At 73.7% G+C, this 20,489-nt stretch carries 18 protein-coding genes; 14 read left to right on the top strand and 4 right to left on the bottom strand.

All coding sequences use genetic code 11. The annotated features are described in order from the left end of the window. Positions 1-9: 9 nt before the first annotated feature. From ACZ5GH_RS03590 to ACZ5GH_RS03630, 9 genes are all read left to right on the top strand, one after another. Positions 10-1,599 carry an outer membrane protein assembly factor BamB family protein gene (locus ACZ5GH_RS03590; RefSeq protein WP_464333403.1) on the top strand — a complete coding sequence of 530 codons (1,590 nt, stop codon included), beginning with the start codon at positions 10-12 and terminating at the stop codon, positions 1,597-1,599. Between the two features lie 657 nt (positions 1,600-2,256). Further along, a complete protein-coding gene (locus tag ACZ5GH_RS03595; protein WP_464333404.1) occupies positions 2,257-3,540 on the top strand; it encodes a PQQ-dependent sugar dehydrogenase in 1,284 nt (427 codons plus the stop codon). 38 nt (positions 3,541-3,578) lie between these two features. Continuing rightward, complete coding sequence (locus tag ACZ5GH_RS03600) at positions 3,579-4,745, top strand: inositol-3-phosphate synthase (RefSeq protein WP_464333405.1); 1,167 nt, start codon at positions 3,579-3,581, stop codon at positions 4,743-4,745. Next, on the top strand, positions 4,742-5,668 hold the full coding sequence (locus tag ACZ5GH_RS03605) for an SCO3242 family prenyltransferase (protein WP_464333406.1): 927 nt from the start codon (positions 4,742-4,744) through the stop codon (positions 5,666-5,668). The genes ACZ5GH_RS03600 and ACZ5GH_RS03605 overlap by 4 nt, the downstream gene beginning before the upstream one ends. After that, positions 5,665-6,564 carry a sugar phosphate isomerase/epimerase family protein gene (locus ACZ5GH_RS03610; protein WP_464333407.1) on the top strand — a complete coding sequence of 300 codons (900 nt, stop codon included), beginning with the start codon at positions 5,665-5,667 and terminating at the stop codon, positions 6,562-6,564. Before ACZ5GH_RS03605 ends, ACZ5GH_RS03610 begins: the two co-directional genes overlap by 4 nt. Beyond that, on the top strand, positions 6,561-7,268 hold the full coding sequence (locus ACZ5GH_RS03615; RefSeq protein WP_464333408.1) for an EboA domain-containing protein: 708 nt from the start codon (positions 6,561-6,563) through the stop codon (positions 7,266-7,268). Before ACZ5GH_RS03610 ends, ACZ5GH_RS03615 begins: the two co-directional genes overlap by 4 nt. After that, positions 7,265-8,125: a TatD family hydrolase gene (locus ACZ5GH_RS03620; protein WP_387747398.1), complete on the top strand. Its 861-nt coding sequence runs from the start codon at positions 7,265-7,267 to the stop codon at positions 8,123-8,125. Before ACZ5GH_RS03615 ends, ACZ5GH_RS03620 begins: the two co-directional genes overlap by 4 nt. Further along, entirely contained in the window at positions 8,122-9,240 is a 1,119-nt protein-coding gene (eboE, locus tag ACZ5GH_RS03625; RefSeq protein ID WP_387747396.1) for a metabolite traffic protein EboE, read from the top strand. The genes ACZ5GH_RS03620 and eboE overlap by 4 nt, the downstream gene beginning before the upstream one ends. After that, positions 9,237-10,625, top strand: a complete 1,389-nt coding sequence (locus ACZ5GH_RS03630) for an alkaline phosphatase family protein (RefSeq protein ID WP_464333409.1) — start codon at positions 9,237-9,239, stop codon at positions 10,623-10,625. The genes eboE and ACZ5GH_RS03630 overlap by 4 nt, the downstream gene beginning before the upstream one ends. A gap of 6 nt (positions 10,626-10,631) precedes the next feature. Here the strand turns inward: ACZ5GH_RS03630 and ACZ5GH_RS03635 are convergent, their stop codons facing one another. After that, positions 10,632-11,882: an RNA polymerase sigma factor gene (locus ACZ5GH_RS03635; RefSeq protein ID WP_387747392.1), complete on the bottom strand. Its 1,251-nt coding sequence runs from the start codon at positions 11,880-11,882 to the stop codon at positions 10,632-10,634. A gap of 4 nt (positions 11,883-11,886) precedes the next feature. Next, on the bottom strand, positions 11,887-12,249 hold the full coding sequence (locus tag ACZ5GH_RS03640; protein ID WP_387747390.1) for a YciI family protein: 363 nt from the start codon (positions 12,247-12,249) through the stop codon (positions 11,887-11,889). 211 nt (positions 12,250-12,460) lie between these two features. Here ACZ5GH_RS03640 and ACZ5GH_RS03645 point away from each other — a divergent pair, with 211 nt between their 5' ends. From ACZ5GH_RS03645 to ACZ5GH_RS03665, 5 genes are all read left to right on the top strand, one after another. Beyond that, complete coding sequence (locus ACZ5GH_RS03645) at positions 12,461-14,053, top strand: MFS transporter (RefSeq protein ID WP_387747388.1); 1,593 nt, start codon at positions 12,461-12,463, stop codon at positions 14,051-14,053. 144 nt (positions 14,054-14,197) lie between these two features. Beyond that, entirely contained in the window at positions 14,198-14,842 is a 645-nt protein-coding gene (locus tag ACZ5GH_RS03650; RefSeq protein WP_387747386.1) for a dihydrofolate reductase family protein, read from the top strand. A gap of 285 nt (positions 14,843-15,127) precedes the next feature. Then, entirely contained in the window at positions 15,128-16,318 is a 1,191-nt protein-coding gene (locus ACZ5GH_RS03655; RefSeq protein ID WP_387747384.1) for an acyltransferase family protein, read from the top strand. 30 nt (positions 16,319-16,348) lie between these two features. Beyond that, positions 16,349-17,572, top strand: a complete 1,224-nt coding sequence (locus tag ACZ5GH_RS03660) for a cytochrome P450 (protein WP_387747382.1) — start codon at positions 16,349-16,351, stop codon at positions 17,570-17,572. An 11-nt stretch (positions 17,573-17,583) separates the two neighbouring features. Then, on the top strand, positions 17,584-17,781 hold the full coding sequence (locus tag ACZ5GH_RS03665; RefSeq protein ID WP_387747380.1) for a ferredoxin: 198 nt from the start codon (positions 17,584-17,586) through the stop codon (positions 17,779-17,781). Between the two features lie 69 nt (positions 17,782-17,850). On the opposite strand, the gene ACZ5GH_RS03670 is transcribed toward ACZ5GH_RS03665, so the two are convergent. Continuing rightward, positions 17,851-19,368 (bottom strand): MFS transporter, encoded by a 1,518-nt coding sequence (locus ACZ5GH_RS03670; RefSeq protein ID WP_387747378.1) that lies wholly within the window; start codon positions 19,366-19,368, stop codon positions 17,851-17,853. Positions 19,369-19,634: 266 nt separating this feature from the next. Next, complete coding sequence (locus ACZ5GH_RS03675; protein ID WP_387747376.1) at positions 19,635-20,423, bottom strand: SDR family oxidoreductase; 789 nt, start codon at positions 20,421-20,423, stop codon at positions 19,635-19,637. Positions 20,424-20,489: the final 66 nt, after the last annotated feature.

Genomic DNA, 20,489 nt, shown 5'->3' on the forward strand with positions numbered 1-20,489 from the left:
GGAGTTGAGTTGTCCTTCATCCTGAAGAGCCGCGGCGCCGGGCGGCGCGGTCGCCGCCGGCCCGGCTGGCTGGCGGCCACGGCACTGGCGGCCGCCGCGCTGGCGATCGTTCCCGGCATGGCCGCCCCGGACCTGGCGGCCGCGGGGCCGGAGTCCGCCGCGGACGGCCACGACCGCCGGGTCAACCCACGGGACTGGGCGCTGTCCAACGGCGATCTGACCAACACCCGCAACGTCACCCGGACCCCGATCAACTCGCACAACGTCAAGGACCTCAAGGTCAAGTGGCGGCTGCCGCTGGAGGGGGACCCCACCTTCGCCGGCATCATGGCCTCCAACCCGGTCGTGGTGGGCGACACGGTCTACCTGATCACCCTCAACTCCGACGTCTACGCGGTGGACAAGGAGACCGGGAAGGTCCGCTGGAAGCGCGTGTTCAACAGCCCCTCGGTCGGGCCGAACGGCGTGGCCTACGCGCGCGGGGTGCTCTACGGCACCACCTTCACCGGCGTGTTCGCCCTCGACCCGAGGACCGGCCGGACGCTCTGGGAGCGGGAGCTGATCGCCTCCGGTGCGGGCGGCATCGACGTCGCCCCCCAGGTGTACGAGGACACCGTCGTGGTCAGCACCGTCCCCAACACCTTCGGCCGCTACGTGCCGGGGGCGATGGGGACCATCTACGCGCTGGACACCGCCACCGGGAACCCGCGGTGGAGCTTCAACACGGTCAAGGACGGCGACCTCTGGGGCCACCCGGAGATCAACAGCGGCGGCGGGACGTGGTTCGCGCCGGCCCTGGACGAGCACGGACGGCTCTTCCTCTCCATCGCCAACCCCGCCCCGCTGCCCGGCACCCCCGAGTACCCCAACGGCAGCAGCCGGCCGGGCCCCAACCTCTACACCAACTGCCTGCTGGCCCTGGACGCCAGGACCGGCAAGCTGCTCTGGTACCAGGCGACCGCGCCGCACGACCTGCGCGACTACGACCTCCAGGAACCCCCGATCGTGACCAAGGTCAAGGTCCGCGGCGTGCCCACCGAGATCGTGGTGACGGCGGGCAAGATGGGCAAGGTCTTCGCCTACCGGGCCGACGACGGCACGCCGCTGTGGACCCTGCCGGTCGGCGCCCACCTGAACGACGAGGGCCCGCTGCCGAACACCCCGACCACCGTCCTGCCGGGCATCATCGGCGGGGTGGAGACGCCGATGGCGCTCTCCCGCGGGCGGCTCTTCGTGCCCTGGGTCGACAACCCCGCCAAGCTCGACGCCACCGGCGGGCTGGCGCTGCCCGACTACACCGTCGGCCGGGGAGGCCTCACCGCCGCCGACGTGGCGACCGGCAAGGTGCTCTGGCAGCGGGACCTGCCGCAGATGGCGCTGGGCGCCGCCACCGTGGCCAACGACGTGGTGTTCACCTCCACCTTCGACGGCCAGGTCTACGGGTTCGACACCGCCACCGGAGCGACCCTGTGGACGGCCAGGACACCGGCCGGCATCATCTCCTTCCCGGCGGTGAGCGGCAACCTGCTCCTGGTCGGTGCGGGCGCCCCGGCGTTCACGACCAACCCGTCGTTCGAGCTGATCGCCTACTCGCTCTGATCCTCCGTTCGCTCTGACCCCGTTCCGCACACCGCTCCACCGAGCCCGACCACCGACGGCCACCGGCCCGGCGACCCACGCCGCGCCGGTGGCCGTCGTGCGTGCGTTCCGGCCCGCGCCCAGAGCTACGGCCCGAGGTTCTCCCGAGAAATCTCCCGTCGGATGTCGATCCGCGGCCACCGGCTCCGTCTACCAAGTGCCGGGCCTGGACCCCGGCGCGGTCGAGGCCCCCTGCCTCGACAACGGTCACGGTCGCCGGGGACGGAGTGGACGCCCTCCCCGGCGACCGTCGGCCTCGGCCGACAGCCGGGAAGGGAGCCCGCCGGGAACTACCGGGAGTGACTGGAGAGCGGCGGTCCGGGCTCCGGCCCACGCGTGGACGGCACCCGCGGACGGCCCGTCACCGACGGGCGGCAGCGCCCGGGCCTTCTCGCGTCGTGCGGTGCCCAGCAGACCCCACGGCCCCGCTCCGAGCCGCCCTCCATGGCCTTCACACACCGCCTGACCTGCGCATTCCCCAGCCGTGCCGATCACCGCACGGCCCTCGGCGGGCGCTCGGGCGGTTCTTGACCATGCTTCGTGGACGCTGCTACACATCGTCCGTCGCCGACCGTACCGGGGCGGCGGATCTTCTGTGGGCACGACCGTGGAGGAGCCATGGTGCAATCACTCACCGTACTGGCCGATGGGCTCGACTTCCCGACCAGCCTGGCATTCGACGACGAGGGCCGGACGTACCTGGCCGAGTCCGGACTGCCCTTCGGGGGCGCCGCCCCCGGGGGCCGGATCTGGCGTCTGGAGCCGGGGACCGGCACCTCGTCACGCACACTCCTCGCCGACGGCCTGGCCGCCCCGGTGACCGGACTGCTCTGGCACGAGGGCGACCTCTACGTCTCGGAGGGCGGGGCCGGCCGGATCACCCGGCTCGGCCCGGACGGGCGGCGGACCGTCATCGTCGACGGCCTGCCGGGGCCCGGCAACTACCACGTCGACATGGCCGTGGCCGGCCCGGACGGGAAGCTGTACTTCGCCCAGGGCGCGATGTCCAACCTGGGGATCATCGGTCTGGACGCCTACGAACTCGGCTGGCTGGGACGGCTTCCGCACTCGTACGACGTCCCCGGCCTGGACATCGAGCTCACCGGTGTCAACGTGACCACGGACGACCCGCTGGCCGGCCGGGCCGGGGCGCGGACCACCACCGGCGCGTTCGTCCCCTTCGGCACCCCGACACGGGCCGGGCAGCGGATACCGGCCGGACTGCCGTGCAGCGCGGCCGTGCTGCGCTGCGACCTCGACGGCGGCAACCTGGAGCTGGTGGCCTGGGGGATGCGCAACGCCTTCGGCCTGGGCTTCCTGCCCGACGGCCGGCTGCTGGCGGTCGACCAGGGCGCGGACGACCGCGGCAGCCGCCCGATCGGCAACGCCCCCGACCTGCTGTTCGAGGTGCGCGAGGGAGCCTGGTACGGGTGGCCGGACTTCATCGGCGGCATCCCGGTGACGGACCCGGCGTTCAAGCCCACCCGCGGCCCGCAGCCGACCTTCCTGCTCGCCAACCACGACGAGCTCCCGCCGCCCGAGCGGCCGGTGCTCGACTTCGAGTCGCACGTCGCGGCTACCAAGTTCGCCGTGGCGCCGCCGAGTTCGCCGCTGGCCGGACGGCTGGTGGTCACCCTGTTCGGGGACGAGGCGCCGATGACCCTGCCGCCGGGCGGCCCCCAGCTGGGGCGCGACCTGCTGCTGGTCGACCCCTCCGACTGGTCCACCCGGGGGCTGCCGTCCGGTCCCGAGCTGCACCGGCCGATCGACGTCGGCTTCGCCCCGGGCGACGACGCGCTGCTGATCCTGGACTTCGGCGAGTTCGAGATGACCGACCACGGCGTCGAGTCCCGCCCGGGCACCGGCCGGCTCTGGCGCTGGGCGGGCTGGGACCAGTCGTAGGACCAGTCACCTCCGCCTCACCGAAAGGGAGTTGAACCATGGCAGGCAGGACCGGACTATGGCTGATCGGCGGCCGGGGGTCGGTGGCCACCACCGCGGTCTGCGGGCTCGCCGCGTTGCGGGCCGGGCTCGCCCCGGCGACCGGCAGCGTCAGCGAACGGCTCGACCTCGACCCGGGCGTCTTCCCCGGCTGGTCCGAGCTGGTCACCGGCGGCCACGACGTCGTCCCCACCCCGCTGGGCAAGCGGGCGGAGGAGCTCGCCGCCGCGGGGGTGCTGCCCGCCTGGCTCCCGTCGGCGGTCGCCGGGGAACTCGCGGCCGCCGACCGGGAGATCCGCCGCGGCCACGACCCGGCCGACGACACCCCGGCCACCCAGGCCGAGGCGGCGGCCCGGCTCGCCGCCGACCTCGCGGACTTCCGGCGCTCCCACGGCCTGGAGCGGGTCGTGGTCGTCAACGTCTCCTCCACCGAGCCCCCGCTCCCGCCCCGGCCCGAGCACGCCGACCTGGCCGCCCTCGACGACGCCCTCGCCCGGCCGGGCCAGCGGGTGCTCGGCCCGGCCGCCCTCTCCGCGTACGCCGCGTTCTCGGCCGGCTGCCCCTACGTCGACTTCACCCCGTCGCCCGGCCTGCGCATCCCGGCGGTCACCGAGCTGGCCGACCGGCACGGCCTGCCGTACGCGGGCTGCGACGGCAAGACCGGCGAGACCCTGCTGCGCAGCGCGCTGGCGCCGATGTTCACGGCCCGCGGGCTGCGGGTGCGGTCCTGGTCGGGGACCAACCTGCTCGGCGGCGGGGACGGCGCCAACCTGGGCGTGGCCGGACGGGCGCGGGGCAAGCTGGAGTCCAAGGCCCGCGGTCTGGCCGCGCTGCTCGGCGGGGACGTCACCGCGCCGCTGCACATCGACCACGTGCCCGACCTCGGCGAGCGCAAGGTCGCCTGGGACCACGTCTCCTTCGAGGGCTTCCTCGGCACCCCGATGAGCCTCCAACTGACCTGGGACGGCTACGACTCGACGCTGGCCGCGCCGCTGGTCCTCGACCTCGCCCGGCTGGTCGCCGGTGCGCACGCGGCCGGGATCTCCGGGCCGCTCGGCGCGCTGGCCTTCTTCTTCAAGGACCCGCTCGGCAGCGACGAGCACCGGCTCGCCCGGCAGGAACAGGACCTGGTGTCCTGGACGCGGCGGATCGCGGTGGCCCGATGAGGGTCGCCCTGCGCCCGTGGCTCGACCTGGTCCGGGCACCGGCCGCGCTCACCGTCCTCGGGGACACCGTGGCCGGCGCGGTGGCGGCCGGCCGGCCGCTGCGCGGCCGACGGCTGGCCCTGCCGCTCGCCTCCGTCGCCCTGTACTGGTCGGGGATGGCGTTGAACGACTGGGCGGACCGCGACGTCGACGCGCTGGAGCGCCCCGAGCGCCCCATCCCCTCCGGCCGGATCGCGCCCGGGACCGCGCTCGCGGCGGCCGCCGGGCTCGGCGCCACCGGGCTGGCCCTGGCCGGCCTCGCCGGCGGCGCCGACGCGCTGCGGATCGCCGTCCCGCTCACCGCGACGGTGTGGGCCTACGACACGGTGCTGAAGCCGACCCCGGCCGCTCCGCTGGGCATGGCGGCCTGCCGCGGCCTGGACGTCCTGCTCGGCGCCGGATCCGGGCACTGGCGGGCGGCCGGCGTCCCGGCGCTGGCGCTGGCCACCCACACCCTGGGCGTCACCGCGCTGTCCCGCGGCGAGGTCCACGGCGGCCGCCCGGCCGACACCCGGCTGGCGCTGGCCGCCACCGTGGCCACCACCCTGCTGACCGACGCCGGCCGGGCCGCCTCGGCCCGGCACCGCACGGCCGCGGCGCTCTGCGCGCTGGGGTACGCGGCCACCACCGGCACCGCCCAGCTCGCCACCGCCCCGGGCCGCCCCACCGCGGCGGCGCCGGACCGCACAGCGGCGCCGGACCGCACGGCGGAGGCCGACCGCACCGCCGTCGCGGTCCGGACCGCGACGGTGGCCGGGATCCACGGCATGCTGCCGCTGCAGGCCGCACTGGCCGCACGGCGGGGTTCGCTGCCGGCCGCCGCCCTGGTGCTGGCCGCCCTGCCGCTGGCCCGCCGGCTGTCCGCCCGCAGGAGCCCGACGTGAGCGCGATCGCCATCGGGTACGGCACCAACGGGTTCGCCAACCACCGGCTGGACGACGCGATCCGGGTCATCGCCGACCTGGGCTACACGTCGGTCGCCCTCACCCTCGACCACCACCACCTCGACCCGTTCGGCCCGGACCTGGCCCGCGAGACCGACCGGCTCGCGGCGCTGCTCTCCTCGTCGAAGCTGCGCTGCGTGGTCGAGACCGGCGCGCGCTACCTGCTGGACCCCTACCGCAAGCACCACCCCACGCTGGTGTCCGAGGACGCCCGGCCGAGGATCGACTTCCTGCTGCGCGCCGTCCGGATCGCCGAGTCGCTCGGCGCCGACTGCGTGTCCTTCTGGTCCGGGGTGAGCGAGCCCGGGGCGGACCGCCGGACCAACCGCGCACGGCTGGTCGAGCACCTCGCCCCGGTCCTGGCCGAGGCGGGGCGCCGGGCCGTACGGCTCGGCCTGGAGCCCGAGCCCGGCATGGTCGTCCAGCACCTCGACCAGGCGCTCGACCTGCGCCGCGAACTCGGCGAGCCCGAGGCCCTCGGCATCACCCTCGACGTCGGGCACTGCGTGGCCGTGGAGCCGGTGGACGCCGCGCGGTGCGTCCGGCAGGCGGCCGGGCTGCTGGTCAACGTCCAACTGGACGACATGCTCCCGGGCGTCCACGAGCACCTGGAGTTCGGACAGGGGCGGCTCGACCTCGCCGCGACGCTGGCCGCCCTCGACGGGATCGGCTACACCGGCGTCGCGGCGGTCGAACTGCCCCGGCACAGCCATGCCGCGCCGCAGACCGCACGGACGGCCCTGGCGGCGATACGCCGGGCCCAGGAGACCGTTTCCGTTCCGCCGGCGCACACGGGTGCACCGGCGTCGTCCACGATCGGAGACCGCCAGTCATGACCAACCCAGAGCACCACCGCTGGCTCGAAACCAGCGTCTACGGCGGGAGCTGGCCGGTGCCGCCGGCGGACCCGGAGGACGACTGGCCGACCCGCGCCGAGCGCCGGGTCCGCGAGTGGCCCGGCACCGTCCACCAGGAGTTCCCGCTGGCCGGCCGGATGGTCGGCCGCGACCCGGTCCGGCCGGACGCCGACCCGCAGGGGCTGGTGCACGGCACGGTCGACGACCTGGCCCGGGGCCGGCTGCTCGCGGCGCTGGCCGGGGCCCTGCCCGGGGCGGTCCTGGCGGCCGAGGTCGAGAAGCTCTACCGGCACGGCGACGACGCCGAGCGGCGCGGGGTGCTGCGCGCGCTGCCGGAACTGCCGGACAGCGTGCGACGGCTCGGCCTGGAGCTGGTCGCCGACGGCCTGCGCACCAACGACCCGCGGCTGGTCGCGGCGGCGATGGGCCCCTTCGCGGCCCGGCACCTGCCCCAGGACCAGTGGCGCCACGGCGTGCTGAAGTGCCTGTTCACCGGGGTTCCGCTGACGGCCGTGGCGGAGCTGGTCGCCCGCACCGACTCCGAACTGCTGCGGATGGCCCGCGACCTGGCCGAGGAACGGCGGGCGGCCGGCCGGGAGATCGACCCCGACCTGCGGGCGCTGCTCGGCATGACCGTCCTGCTGGCACTCGTGCCCCCGCGCCCGGAGGAGGCCCGGTCATGAGGATCTTCGACCCGCACGTCCACATGAGCTCGCGCACCACCGACGACTACCGGGCGATGCGGGCGGCCGGGGTCCGCGCCGTCGTCGAGCCGGCCTTCTGGCTCGGCCAGCCCCGCACCAACCCGGGCTCCTTCACCGACTACTTCGACGGCCTGCTCGGCTGGGAGCGGTTCCGGGCGTCCCGGTTCGGGATCAACCACAACTGCGCGATCGCCCTGAACCCCAAGGAGGCCAACGACCCGCGCTGCGTCGGGGTGCTGGACGTCCTGCCCCGCTACCTCGGCAAGGACGGCGTGGTCGCGGTCGGCGAGATCGGCTACGACTCGATGACCAGGGCCGAGGACGAGGCGTTCGCCCGCCAGCTGGAACTGGCCGTCGACCACGGCCTGCCGGCCCTGGTCCACACCCCGCACCGGGACAAGCACGCCGGCACCCGCCGCACCCTGGACGTGGTCCGGGAGTCCGGCATCGACCCGGGCGCCGTCCTGGTGGACCACCTCAACGAGGTCACCGTGGCCACCGTCGCCGACTCCGGCTGCTGGATGGGCTTCTCCATCTACCCGGACACCAAGATGGACGAGCAGCGGATGGTCGCCGTGCTGAAGGAGTACGGCACCGCCCGGATCCTCGTCAACTCCGCCGCGGACTGGGGTAATTCGGACCCGCTCAAGACCCACCTGGTGGGCCGGGCGATGCTGACGGCCGGCTTCACCGCGGCGGACGTGGACACCGTGCTGTGGCGCAACCCGGTCGAGTTCTACGGCCGGAGCGGGCGGCTGATCCTCGACGAGGAGCTCCGGGCCGACACCGGCACCGCCTCCTTCGCGGGCAACTCGGTGCTCCGGGGCGGCTCGTGAACCGGCTCTGCTACTCCACCAACGTCCATCCGGCCGAGGACCTGCCGGGGATCCTCCGCCAGCTCGACACCTGCGCCGGCCCGATCCGCGAGCGGACCGGCTTCGACCGGCTCGGGCTCGGACTGTGGCTGGCCGCCGACGCCGCGGCCGAACTCGCCGCCGACCCCGCCCTGCTCCGCCGGCTGCGCTCGGAACTGGACGCCCGGAGCCTGTCGGTGCTCGCCATGAACGCCTTCCCGTACGGCGGCTTCCACCGGCGGGTGGTCAAGCACGCGGTGTACCGGCCGGACTGGACCGAACCCGCCCGGGCCCGCTACACCGCCGACTGCGCGACCGTGCTGGCCGGCCTGCTGCCCGAGGACGCCGACGGCGGCAGCGTCTCCACCCTGCCGCTGGCCTGGCGCCGGCCGTGGTCCCCCGCCGCGGACCGGACCGCCGAGGAGGCGCTGCGGCGCACCGCGGCGGCGTTCCGCGCCGTCTCGGACCGGGCCGGCCGGCCGATCCGGCTCGCCGTCGAGCCGGAACCCGGCTGCGTGCTGGACGACGTCGCGGACGCCGTGCGCTGGCTCGCCACCCGGGCGGACCTCGACTTCGTCGGCCTCTGCCTCGACACCTGCCACCTGGCGGTCTCCTTCGCCGACCCGGAGCGGACGGTGGCCGACGCCGAACGGGCCGGCGTGCGGGTGGTCAGGATCCAGGCGTCGGCCGCCCTGCACGTGGACGACCCGGGGGACCCGGCGGCCCGCCGGCTGCTCGCCGACTACGCCGAACCCCGCTACCTCCACCAGGTGCGGGAGTCGGACCGCTCCGGCCGGGTGCTCACCGCCGACGACCTGCCGGAGGCACTGGACCGGCTGCCCGGCCGCGGCCCCTGGCGGGTGCACTTCCACGTGCCGCTGCACGCCCCGCCGCCCGCGCCGCTGAGCGCCACCACCGACGTGCTCCGCCGGGCGGTGGCGGCCGTCCGGGAACGGACGGTGGTCGAGGTCGAGACGTACACCTGGCCGGTGCTGCCCGGCCGGCCGGCCGGGGCCCCGGTCGACGTCCCCGCCGGCACGGCCGCCGAACTCCTGTGGGCCGAACGCGAACTGATCAGCGAAAGGGTGGACGGTTGAAACCCGTGGTCCTGCTGGACGTGGTCGGCCTGACCCCGCGCCTGCTGCCGTACATGCCGAACCTCACCCGGCTCGCCGGGCGCGGCGGGTCCGCCCCGCTGCGCACGGTGCTGCCCGCCGTCACCTGCAGCGTGCAGTCCACGCTGCTCACCGGCCGGCTGCCCGCCGAGCACGGGATCGTCGGCAACGGCTGGTACTTCCGGGACCTCGGCGAGATCCACCTCTGGCGCCAGCACAACCGGCTGGTCCGGACGCCGAAGGTGTGGGAGACCGCGCGCGCCCGGCACCCCGGCTACCGGGTCGCCAACGTCTGCTGGTGGTACGCCATGGGCGCCGCCACCGACCTGCTGGTCACCCCGCGCCCGGTCTACCACGCCGACGGCCGCAAGTCGCCCGACTGCTACACCCGGCCGGCCGGGCTGCGCGACGAACTCACCGCCGAGCTGGGGCCCTTCCCGCTCTTCCAGTACTGGGGCCCGACCGCCGGGATCGCCTCCAGCCGCTGGATCGTCTCGGCGGCCCGCCGGATCCTGCGCACCGAGCGGCCCGACCTGCTGCTGGTCTACGTCCCGCACCTGGACTACGACCTGCAGCGCTTCGGGCCCGACTCCCCGCAGGCCGTGGCGGCGGCCCGGGAGGTGGACGCCGAGCTGGCGCCGCTGCTGGAGCAGGCGGAGGGGGCCGGCGCGAGCGTGGTCGCGCTCAGCGAGTACGGCATCACCCCGGTCCGCCGCCCGGTGGACATCAACCGCGAACTGCGCCGGGAGGGCCTGCTGGAGGTGTACACCCAGGCCGGGATGGAGTACCTGGACCCCTGGGCCTCGCGGGCCTTCGCCGTCGCCGACCACCAGATCGCCCACGTCTACGTCCCCGACGAGGCGGACCTGCCCAAGGTGCGCGACCAGCTGCTCCGGCTCCCCGGCGTGGCCGAGGTGCTGGACCGCGCGGACCAGGCCCGCCACGGCCTCGACCACCCGCGCTCCGGGGAGCTGGTGGCGGTCGCGGCCCCCGACTCCTGGTTCACCTACTACTACTGGCTGGACGACGCGCGGGCCCCCGACTTCGCGCGGTCCGTCGAGATCCACCGCAAGCCCGGCTACGACCCCGCCGAGCTGTTCTTCGACCCGGCGGACCCGTGGGCCAGGGCCCGGGCCGCGGTCGGCCTGGCCCGCAAGAAGCTCGGCCTGCGCCACACCATGAACGTGGTGCCGCTGGATCCGACCTGGGTCCGCGGTTCGCACGGCCGCCTCCCGGACTCGCCCGCCGACGGCCCCGTGCTGATCTGCTCGGACCCGGACTGGCGGCCCGTCCTCGACGCGGCCGGGGCGATCGGCGCCACCGACGTCCCGGAACTGCTGCTGGGGCTCCAGGGGCTCACCCGCTGACGGCCGTCACCGGTCGTTGAGCGCCTCGGCCCTGGTCTCCAGGTAGCGCCGCTCGGGGATGCTGCCGGTGCGCCGGGCGGCCTCCCGGAAGCTGTTCCGGGCCGCCTCCCGGTCGCCGTTCATCTCCAGCAGGTGGGCGCGGACCGCGGCGAGCCGGTGGTGGTCGGCGAGCCGGCCGTCGGCCTCCAGCGTGGCGAGCAGTTCGAGCCCGGCCGCCGGGCCGAGGGCCATCCCCCGGGCGACGGCGTGGTTGAGGGTCACCATCGGGCCGGGGGACATCTCCTCCAGCACCTCGTACAGCGCCATGATCTGCGTCCAGTCGGTGTCCTCGGCGTGCGCGGCCTCGCCGTGCACGGCCGCGATCGCCGCCTGCACCTGGTACGGCCCGGCCACCATCCGCGGAAGGGTCTCGGCTATCAGCGCCAGCCCCTCCTTCAGCGCGGACTGGTCCCACGCCGAGCGGTCCTGCTCGGCGAGCGGGACGAGGCTGCCGTCCGGCCGGGTACGGGCCGGCCGGCGGGCGTCGGTCAGCAGCATCAGCGCCAGCAGGCCCGCCACCTCGCCCTCCTCGGGCAGCAGCCGGTGCAGCTCACGGGTGAGGCGGATGGCCTCGCGCGCGAGCTCGGGCTGCAGGAGGTCGGGGCCGCTGGTGGTGGTGTAGCCCTCGTTGAAGATCAGGTAGAGCACCTGGAGCACGACCCCCAGCCGCTCCTTGCGCTCGCTCTGCGGAGGCATCCGGAACGACGACCCGGTGGACTTGATCCGCTGCTTGGCCCGGCTGATCCGCTGGGCCATGGTCGCCTCGGGGACCAGGAAGGCGTGCGCGATCTGCACGGTGGTCAGACCCCCGACGGCCCGGAGGGTCAGCGCGACCTGCGAGCCGGGGGTGAGCGAGGGGTGGCAGCAGAGGAACAGCAGGGTGAGCATGTCGTCCTGCTCGGCCGCCTTCGGCTCCTCGCCCGGGCCGGGCGTCACCGTCTCGTCGGTCGGGGTGAGCGCGGCGGCGGTGGCCTCGCGGCGCTGGCGGGCCTGCTCGCTGCGCAGCCCGTCGATCACCCGGCGGGCGGCCACGGTGATCAGCCAGGCCCGGGGGTTGCCGGGCACGCCCTGGTCGGGCCACTGGACGGCGGCGGCCAGCAGGGCGTCCTGGACGGCGTCCTCGCAGGCGTCGAAGTGCCCGTAGCGGCGGACGACCGCGCCGAGGACCTGCGGTGCGAGCGATCGGAGCAGGTCCTCGACCCGGACGTCACGGTTCATCGGCTCAGCTCTCCGTATCGGCTTCGAAGACGACCTGGCGGACCTCGACGCCCGTGTACCGGGCGTCGGGGATCAGACCCGCCAATTCGATCGCGCGTTCCCTGGACGCGCACTCGACCAGGTAGTACCCGGCCAGGAACTCCTTGCCGGCCAGGTAGGGACCGTCGGAGACCGCGGGCCGGCCGGCGCGGACGCGGACCGTGGCACTGCCGGCCGGGTCGGCGAGGGCTTGGGTCACCACCATCTCACCGGAGTCGAGGATGTTCTGCTGGAACGTGGCGTGTCCGGCGAAGACCTCGTTGCGCTCTCTCTCGGACAAGCCGTCCCAGACTACCGGGTTCATGTGGATCAACAGCATGTACTTCATCTCATCATTCCTTGGTCCCTCGTGCGGCGGACTGGTGCCATGCACCTGAGACGTCGCCGCCGGAGGGCCGCCCTCGACATCCAAGCCGAGATCACGGCGCTCCGCCCGGGTTTCCGGCGCGGACGTCGAGACCGTGTCGCCTGGTCCGACGTACCGGGTGTGACGGCACCCGCGGGTGCCACGTGCCCCGAGAATCCGGAAGGACCCCGCGATGAGCGACACCACACCCCCCAGCGCGCCCGCGCCCCGGGCCGGACGGCGGGAGTGGATCGGGCTGGCCGTCCTCGCCCTGCCCGCCCTGCTGGTCTCCATCGACGTCTTCGTCATGCTGCTGGCCCTGCCCAGCGTGGCGGACGCCCTCGACGCCGGCGGCGTGCAGCAGTTGTGGATCACCGACATCTACTCGTTCATGCTCGCCGGCCTGCTCGTCACCATGGGGTCGCTCGGCGACCGCATCGGCCGGCGCCGGCTGCTGCTGATCGGCGCCGCGGCGTTCGGTGTCGCCTCCGTCGCCTCCGCCTACGCCGTCAGCCCAGGCATGCTGATCGCGGCGCGCGCCCTGCTCGGCGTCGCCGGCGCCACCCTCGCGCCGAGCACCCTCTCGCTGATCACCACCATGTTCCAGGACGCCCGGCAGCGCGGCGCCGCCTTCGGCATCTGGGGCGCCTGCTTCTCGGTCGGCGCCGTTGCCGGTCCGATCATCGGCGGCACCATGCTCGACCACTTCTGGTGGGGCTCGGCCTTCCTGCTCGGCGTCCCCGCGATGGTGCTGCTGCTCGTGCTCGGCCCGGTCCTGCTGCCCGAGTTCCGCGACCCCGACGCCGGGCGCCCGGACCTGATCAGCGTGCTGGAGTCGCTGGCCGCCGTCCTCCCCGCCATCTGGGGCCTGAAGGAGATCGCCAAGGACGGCTGGCAGCCGATGCCGATCGCGGCCGTGCTGGCCGGCATCGGGTTCGGTATCCTCTTCGTCCACCGCCAGCGCCACCTCCCGCACCCGCTGCTGGACCTGGGCCTGTTCGGCCACCGCGCCTTCACCGCGGCGCTGCTCAGCCTGTTCCTCGGCACCATGCTCACCGGCGCGGTGATGTTCTTCGTCACCCAGACCCTCCAACTGCTGTACGGGCGCGACCCGTTCCACGCGGGCCTGTGGATGCTGCCGGCGATCGCCGCCAACACGGTCTCCTTCACCCTGTCCCCCCGGCTCGGCCAGCGCTTCCGTCCGGCGTACCTCATCGGCGGCGGCCTGGTCCTCTGCACGCTCGGCATGCTGGTGATCACCAGGGCGGAGCCCGGGTCCAGCCCAGCGGTGCTGATCACCGGCTTCGCCGTGGTCTTCCTCGGCTCCGGCCCGATGGTCACCCTCGGCATGGGCCTGGTGATGGGATCCGCCCCGGTGGAGAAGGCCGGCTCGGCGGCCGCGCTCAACGAGACCAGCGGCCAACTCGGCTTCGCCCTCGGCGTCGCGGCCCTCGGCAGCGTCGGCGCCGCCGTCTACCGCGGCGCCCTCGACCTGCCGGACGGCCTGCCCGCCGACGCCGTCCGGGCCGCCCGGGACTCCCTCAACGGCGCCCAGGAGGCCGCCCGTTCGCTCTCCGGCCAGCTCGCCGACGCCCTCCTGACCCCCGCCCGGGCCGCCTTCGCCGACGAGCTCCACACCGTGGTCGCCGTCGCCGGCGTCCTGCTGCTCGCCACCGCCGCCCTGGTGACGGCGCTGCTGCGCCACCTGCCGCCCACCGGCCGGCCGCCGGGCGCCGCCGCCGACGGGCACCCGGCGGACCCCGGCACCGCCCCCGCGGCCGGCTGACCGCCCTCCGCACCGCCCGCCCGACGCGGCGATCACCCGTACGGCGTACCGCACCGTGCCCCCGCCTCCGCTCCGGTCGTTGGGGGCGCGGGCGCCCGGTCGTACGGATGCCCGGATCGCCCCACGAGGAAAGGTGCGGAACGCATGTCGCAGCTGGTGTCGGTGCAGTGCTTCAACCTGTCGCGCGACGGGTTCGGGGCCGGCGAGGGACAGTCCCTGGAACGGCCATTCGGCCACGCGGACCCCTCCCCCTTCTTCTCCTGGGCGGGTGCCACCGCGAGCTGGGTGAACCGCACGGACCCCGGCGGCACCCGCGGCCTGGACGACTACCTGACCCGCGACCACGCCCGCCCGCCGGGCGCGGTGATCATGGGACGCAACAAGTTCGGCCCCCAGCGCGGCCCGTGGGAGGACCACGACTGGAAGGGCTGGTGGGGGCCGAACCCGCCCTTCCACGCGCCGGTCTTCGTGCTCACCCACTACGAGCGCCCGTCCTTCACGCTGTCCGACACCACCTTCCACTTCCTCAACGCGACGCCGGCCGAGGCGCTGAAGCACGCGAAGGAGGCCGCCGAGGGCCGGAACGTGCGCATCAGCGGCGGGGTCACCACCGTCCGCGAGTTCATCGACGCCGACCTGGTCGACACCATGCACTTCGCCGTCGCGCCGGTCGACCTCGGCCGCGGGGAGCGGCTCTGGGAGAGCCACACCGAGCTGCTCGACCGCTACCACCTCGACACCGTGCCGAGCCCCAGCGGAGTCACCCACCTCCTGTTCTGGAGGCGGTGACCGGCGGCGCGCACGAACCGCGCGCTCCCCTCCGTACGACCATCGAGAAATAGTGACGGACCGTCACAAACCGCACGGCCGTGGCCGGGGCCCTTCGCCCCGGCCACGGCCGTCCGCGCGTCCGGACCCCGCCGACCGGAGATCCACGGGCAGCACGTTGGAAGAAAACATGTTGTCGAATCTCCTCCCCCGGTTACGACTAACACGCGAGTGGCACCACGCGCCCGACCCATGATCGGCCGGGACCGCGCCAGCGGTCCCCACCTCGGAGACAGGGGTTCACCCATGAGTTCGCCACAACCGACCCGTACGGCGAAACTGCCGTCACTGGAGGGCCTCAGAGCCATCGCGGTCGTCTTCGTCTTCGCCAGCCACGCGCTCGTCCTGGGCGCGTTCAAGGACCCGGACGCCCTCTCCGTCTTCAGCACCCTGACGGGCGACGGACGCATCGGCTTCCTCGCGGTCTCGTTCTTCTTCGTCCTCAGCGGCTTCGTGCTCACCTGGTCCGCCAAGCCGGGGCAGACCGCCACCGGCTTCTGGCGGCGCAGGCTGGTGCGCATCGGCCCCTCCCACGTCCTGATCGGCGTCATCGCCCTGAGCCAGTTCGCCGCCGCGGGCGAGACCATCCGGTGGGGGCCGGCCCTCGCCAACCTCTTCCTGGTGCAGAACTGGTGGCCCTCCCAGGACCTGATCATGTACCAGTTCAACGGCGCGACCTGGACGCTCGCGGTCGAGATGCTCTGCTACGCGATGTTCCCGCTGCTGGTCCGGTACGTCCGGCGGCTCGGCAACCGGGCGCTGTGGTCCTGGATCATCGGCCTCGGCGCGACCGCCGTGCTGCTCCCGGCCGTCAGCTACCCGCTGCTCTCCGGCTTCCCGCCGAGCGAGTTCTACCCCGCCGGGTCCTGGCCCCAGCTGTGGGCGCTGTACTTCTTCCCGCCCGTGCGGTGCATAGACTTCGTGATCGGCATGTTCCTCGCCCGGATCGTCGCCTCCGGGAGCTGGCCGCGGATCCGGATCGTACCGGCCGCCCTGCTCAACCTCGCCGTCTTCCTGCTGCTGTTCCACCTGCCCATCCCGTTCGGGATCGCGGCGCTCTACCCCGTCCCGGCCGCGCTGCTGATCGGCGCGCTCGCCACCCGGGACCTGTCCGGCCGGCCCACGGTCCTCGGCACGCCCTTCATGGTGTGGCTCGGGGAACTGTCCTTCGCCTTCTACGTCATCCACATCACCGTGATGTTCGCGGTGCACGCGGCGTTCGCCGGCGACCTGGTGGGCTACGCCCACTCGTACACCCCGACGGCGTTCAGCACGCCCGTCGCCGTCGCGTTCGTCGTCGCGCTCTACGCCCTGTGCGTCGCGCTCGCCTGGGTCCTGCACAAGTCCGTCGAGATGCCGGCGATGCGCCGCTGGAGCCGACCGGCGGCCCAGCGCGCCCCCAAGCGACCGAACCCGGAACCCCAGCCGCAGACCTGAACCACCGTCACACGACGATCGGAGACAGCCATGGCCGACCCGGCCGACCTGACCGACCACTCCGACCACTCCGAGCACCCGTCCTACCCGATGCGCCGGACGTGCCCGTACACGCTCCCGGCCGGATACCGGCAGCTCCTCGACCGCCCGACGCTGGGCAAGGTCAGGCTGCCCAGCGGCAAGCTCGCCTGGGCCGCCACCCGCTACGAGGACGTCAAGGCGATGCTGGGCGACAACCGGTTCAGCTCCGACCTGCGCCGCCCGGGGTACCCGCTGATGATGGACCACCAGGTCCCCCCGCCGGAGTTCTCCACCTCGCTGGTCGGGATGGACCCGCCGGACCACACCCTGGCGCGGCGCGCGGTGGCCGCCGACTTCACCCCCCGCAGCGTCAACCGGCTGCGGCCCCGGATCCAGGAGATCACCGACGAGTACGTGGACCGGCTGCTGGCCGGCCCGCGCCCCGTCGACCTGATCGACGGCTTCGCCAACCCGGTGCCGCTGCTGGTGATCTGCGAGCTGCTCGGCGTCCCGTTCGCCGACCGCGAGTTCTTCCTGCGGATCTCCTTCACGGTGATGAACGCCAACACCCCGGAGGCCGGCGCCCAGGCGACCGGGGAGCTCATGGGCTACATGGACCAGATGGTCACCGACAAGGAGCGGAACCCGACCGACGACCTGATCGGCCGGCTCGCGGCGCGGCGGGGCGAGCCGGGCGTCCCCGACCACCGCGACCTCGTCGGCATGGCCTTCATGCTGCTGATGGCGGGCCACGAGACCATCGCGAACGTCATCGGGCTGGGCGCCATGCTGCTGCTGGACCGCCCGCTGCTGCGCAAGTCGCTGGCCACCGACCCGTCGCGCTGGCCGGCGGCGATCGACGAGCTGGTGCGGTACTTCACCATCGCGGAGATCGCCAACTCCCGGGTGGCCCTGGAGGACGTCGAGATCGGCGGGGTCCGGATAGCCGCCGGCGAGGGCGTGCTCGGCCTGACGGTGGGGGCCAACCGGGACCCGCAGCGGTTCCGGGACCCGGACGCCTTCGACCTCGACCGCGTCGACCGCAGCCTGGCCTTCGGCTTCGGCGCGCACCAGTGCATCGGCCAGCACCTGGCGCGGACCGAACTGGAGGTCGTCCTGAGCACCCTGTTCGAGCGCATCCCCGAGCTGCGGCTGGCCGAGCCGGTGGAGTCGCTGCGGTTCAAGGAGGAGCACGTCAACTACGGCCTGCACGCGCTGCCGGTCACCTGGTGAGGGAGGAAGCCATGCGGATCCGTACGGACGAAGACCGCTGCATCGGCGCGGGCCGGTGCTACCTCGCGGCACCCGACCTGTTCGACCAGAGCGACCGGGACGGGACGGTGGTGGTGCTGACCGAACGGGTCGCGGGCGCCCAGCTGGCGGGCGCGCGGACGGCGGTCGAGGAGTGCCCGACCCGCACCCTCTCCCTGATCGAGGAGTAGGGCGCAACGGCCGAGGCCGGCGCGGGACCCTCGGGTCCCGCGCCGGCCTCGTCGGGTCGGCCGGTCAGCTCACTGGCCGCTGTTGCGGGCGGCCCGCTGGAAGTAGATCCCGGCCAGCAGCGCCAGCACGACGAAGACCGCGGAGGACACCGCCGCGACGGCGTTCAGGCCGCTCACGAAGGCCGCGTGCGCCGTCTTCAGCAGCGCCGCGGAGGCGTCCGCGCCGAGCTTCGTGGCCTCGGCGGCGGCGCCGGCCACGGTCTCCCGGGCCTGCGCGGAGTCGACACCGCTCATCTCGCTGGTGTACACCGCGGAGCCGATCGTGCCGAGCACGGCCAGGCCGAGCGCGCCACCGAGGTAGTTCGCGGTCTCCGCCATCGAGGCGGCCGAACCGGCGCGCTCCGGCGGCACCGAGCCGACCACCAGGCCGATGCCCAGCGCGAACATCGGGCCGGCGCCCAGGCCGATGACGGCGGTGCCGAGCACGATCGGCCAGGGGCCGTGGTCGCCGTTCACCAGGATCAGCACCGCGGCGCCGATCGCGGAGAGGAACATGCCGCCGATGATCGCGGTCCGCGGCTGGATCGAACGGATCAGGGCCGGCGTGGACATCGTGCCCACCGCCATGCACAGGCCCATCGGGACGAACCACAGGGCCGACGCGAGCGGGGTGTAGCCGAGCACCGTCTGCAGCAGCTGGGTGACGTTCAGGGCGGTGCCCGCCAGGACCATCCCGGCCAGCGCCAGCGCGGTCAGCATGACGGTGAACGAGCTGTTCGCGAAGAGCCGCAGGTCGAGCAGCGGGTCGTCGCCCTTGAGCTGGCGGCGCACGAACACGGTGCCGAACAGCAGGCCCACGGCCAGCGACACCACGCCGGTCAGGGTGCTGCCGGTGCCCAGGCTGAGCACCTTGATCGCGTAGACCACCGGGAGGATTCCCAGCAGGGAGAGCACGACGCTGGTCAGGTCCAGGCTCCGGGACTGCTCGGGGCGGAACTCCGGGAGCAGCACGGGCCCGGCGATCAGCACCACGGCCGCGACCGGGACGGCGAGCAGGAACACCGCGCCCCACCAGAACGGCGCGAGCAGCACGCCGCCGAGCACCGGGCCGAGCGCGGCGCCGGTGAAGGTGCAGGTGGCCCAGATCGAGATGGCCTTCCCGCGCTGCTTGTCGTCGCGGAAGATGTTGGTGATCAGCGCGAGGGTGGAGGGCATCAGCGTGGCACCCGCGATGCCCTGCACGCCGCGCGCCGCGATCAGCATGATCGGGCTGGTCGCCCAGGCGCAGACCAGCGAGGCCAGCGCGAACACCGCCATGCCCGCCATCAGGAGCTTGCGGCGCCCGATCCGGTCACCGACCGTCCCCATCGTGATCACCAGGCCGGCGACCATGAAGCCGTAGGCGTCGGTGATCCACAACTGCTGGACGCTGCTGGCGCCCAGGTCGGCGGTGAGTTCGGGCAGCGCCAGGAACAGGACGTTCGCGTCCAGCGCGACCAGCAGGGTCGGCAGCGCGAGGACCGCGAGTGCCAGCCAGGGCCGTGCAGTGGTGCGAGGGAGGTCTGTCTCCGCTGTAGTGACGGACATGGCCGTGTTGTTCCTTTCGCTCATTTTCGGAAGGTCGCTCACTACGTTGTCGAAGCAGCCGACCGATTCTTGCGCCGGTTCGCGGAACTTTTTTCAGATGACTTCCGCACGGCCCCGACGGCTGTGGCGTCGTCGCTGGTCAGACGCGTGGAGCCGATGGTGGTCGACACCATCGGCTCCACGAATGGACATCTGTTCGACTGTTCTGGGACATGTCCCGGCCACGGCGGCCGGTGGTCCGCCGGCCGCCCGGGGCGGACGCGGGATCAGTGGTGGTACTCGCCGCAGTTGACGTCGAGGCAGTGGCCGGTGACGGCGCGCGCCAGGTCCGAGGCCAGGAAGATCACCACGTCGGCGGTCTCCTCCGGGGTCTGCAGCCGGCGCAGGTCCATGTCGGAGGCCACCTCCTGGTAGCCCTCCTCCAGCGTCAGGCCGCGCATCTCGGCGAGCCCGCCGATGAAGTCCTTGACCTTGTCGGTCCACATCGGCCCGGGCGCCACGGTGTTCACCCGGATCCCCTCCGGGCCCAGCTCGGTGGAGAGCATCTGGGCGGCCGCGAGCAGCCCCGACTTGGCGATCTTGTAGGCGCCGCAGGCACGCTTGGAGTGCCGCAGGACGGACGAGTTGACCATGACGATCGAGCCGCGGCTGTCCCGCAGGGCCGGGGTGAACAGCTTCGACAGCCGCAGCGCCGCGTAGACGGTCACCTCCATGCCGAGGCGGACGTCGTCCAGGTCGGTGTCCTGCAGCTCGGTGTGCGGCGGCTCCACCAGCGCGTTGTTGATCAGGGTGTCGACCCGGCCGAACTCGTCGAGCGCGGCGGCGACGAGCGCGCTCGCGGCGGCCGGATCGGTGATGTCGGTGGGCACCGCCAGTGCGCGGCGCCCGGTCTCCTCGACGGCCTTGGCCACCTCGTCCAGGTAGGAGGAGGTACGGGCCGCGAGCACCACGTCGGCTCCGGCCTCGGCGCACCGCACGGCCAGCGTCCGGCCGAGACCGGCCCCCACGCCCGACACGACGACGACCTTGTCTCGGAGCAGCTCCGGAACCTTCATGTGTTCGTCCTCTCTCGATAACAGTGCGCACGGACTACCGAGGGGCAGGACGGAGCCCGGGGGCCG

The organism is Kitasatospora sp. Xyl93 (assembly GCF_055383135.1).

Excerpts from the sequence above, each read along its gene's own strand:
- ACZ5GH_RS03595 (WP_464333404.1), top strand. The coding sequence starts at position 2,257 with ATGGTGCAATCACTCACCGTACTGGCCGATGGGCTCGACTTCCCGACC.
- ACZ5GH_RS03600 (WP_464333405.1), top strand. The coding sequence starts at position 3,579 with ATGGCAGGCAGGACCGGACTATGGCTGATCGGCGGCCGGGGGTCGGTG.
- ACZ5GH_RS03605 (WP_464333406.1), top strand. The coding sequence starts at position 4,742 with ATGAGGGTCGCCCTGCGCCCGTGGCTCGACCTGGTCCGGGCACCGGCC.
- ACZ5GH_RS03615 (WP_464333408.1), top strand. The coding sequence starts at position 6,561 with ATGACCAACCCAGAGCACCACCGCTGGCTCGAAACCAGCGTCTACGGC.
- ACZ5GH_RS03620 (WP_387747398.1), top strand. The coding sequence starts at position 7,265 with ATGAGGATCTTCGACCCGCACGTCCACATGAGCTCGCGCACCACCGAC.
- ACZ5GH_RS03635 (WP_387747392.1), bottom strand. The coding sequence starts at position 11,882 with ATGAACCGTGACGTCCGGGTCGAGGACCTGCTCCGATCGCTCGCACCG.
- ACZ5GH_RS03640 (WP_387747390.1), bottom strand. The coding sequence starts at position 12,249 with ATGAAGTACATGCTGTTGATCCACATGAACCCGGTAGTCTGGGACGGC.
- ACZ5GH_RS03645 (WP_387747388.1), top strand. The coding sequence starts at position 12,461 with ATGAGCGACACCACACCCCCCAGCGCGCCCGCGCCCCGGGCCGGACGG.
- ACZ5GH_RS03650 (WP_387747386.1), top strand. The coding sequence starts at position 14,198 with ATGTCGCAGCTGGTGTCGGTGCAGTGCTTCAACCTGTCGCGCGACGGG.
- ACZ5GH_RS03655 (WP_387747384.1), top strand. The coding sequence starts at position 15,128 with ATGAGTTCGCCACAACCGACCCGTACGGCGAAACTGCCGTCACTGGAG.
- ACZ5GH_RS03660 (WP_387747382.1), top strand. The coding sequence starts at position 16,349 with ATGGCCGACCCGGCCGACCTGACCGACCACTCCGACCACTCCGAGCAC.
- ACZ5GH_RS03665 (WP_387747380.1), top strand. The coding sequence starts at position 17,584 with ATGCGGATCCGTACGGACGAAGACCGCTGCATCGGCGCGGGCCGGTGC.
- ACZ5GH_RS03670 (WP_387747378.1), bottom strand. The coding sequence starts at position 19,368 with ATGTCCGTCACTACAGCGGAGACAGACCTCCCTCGCACCACTGCACGG.
- ACZ5GH_RS03675 (WP_387747376.1), bottom strand. The coding sequence starts at position 20,423 with ATGAAGGTTCCGGAGCTGCTCCGAGACAAGGTCGTCGTCGTGTCGGGC.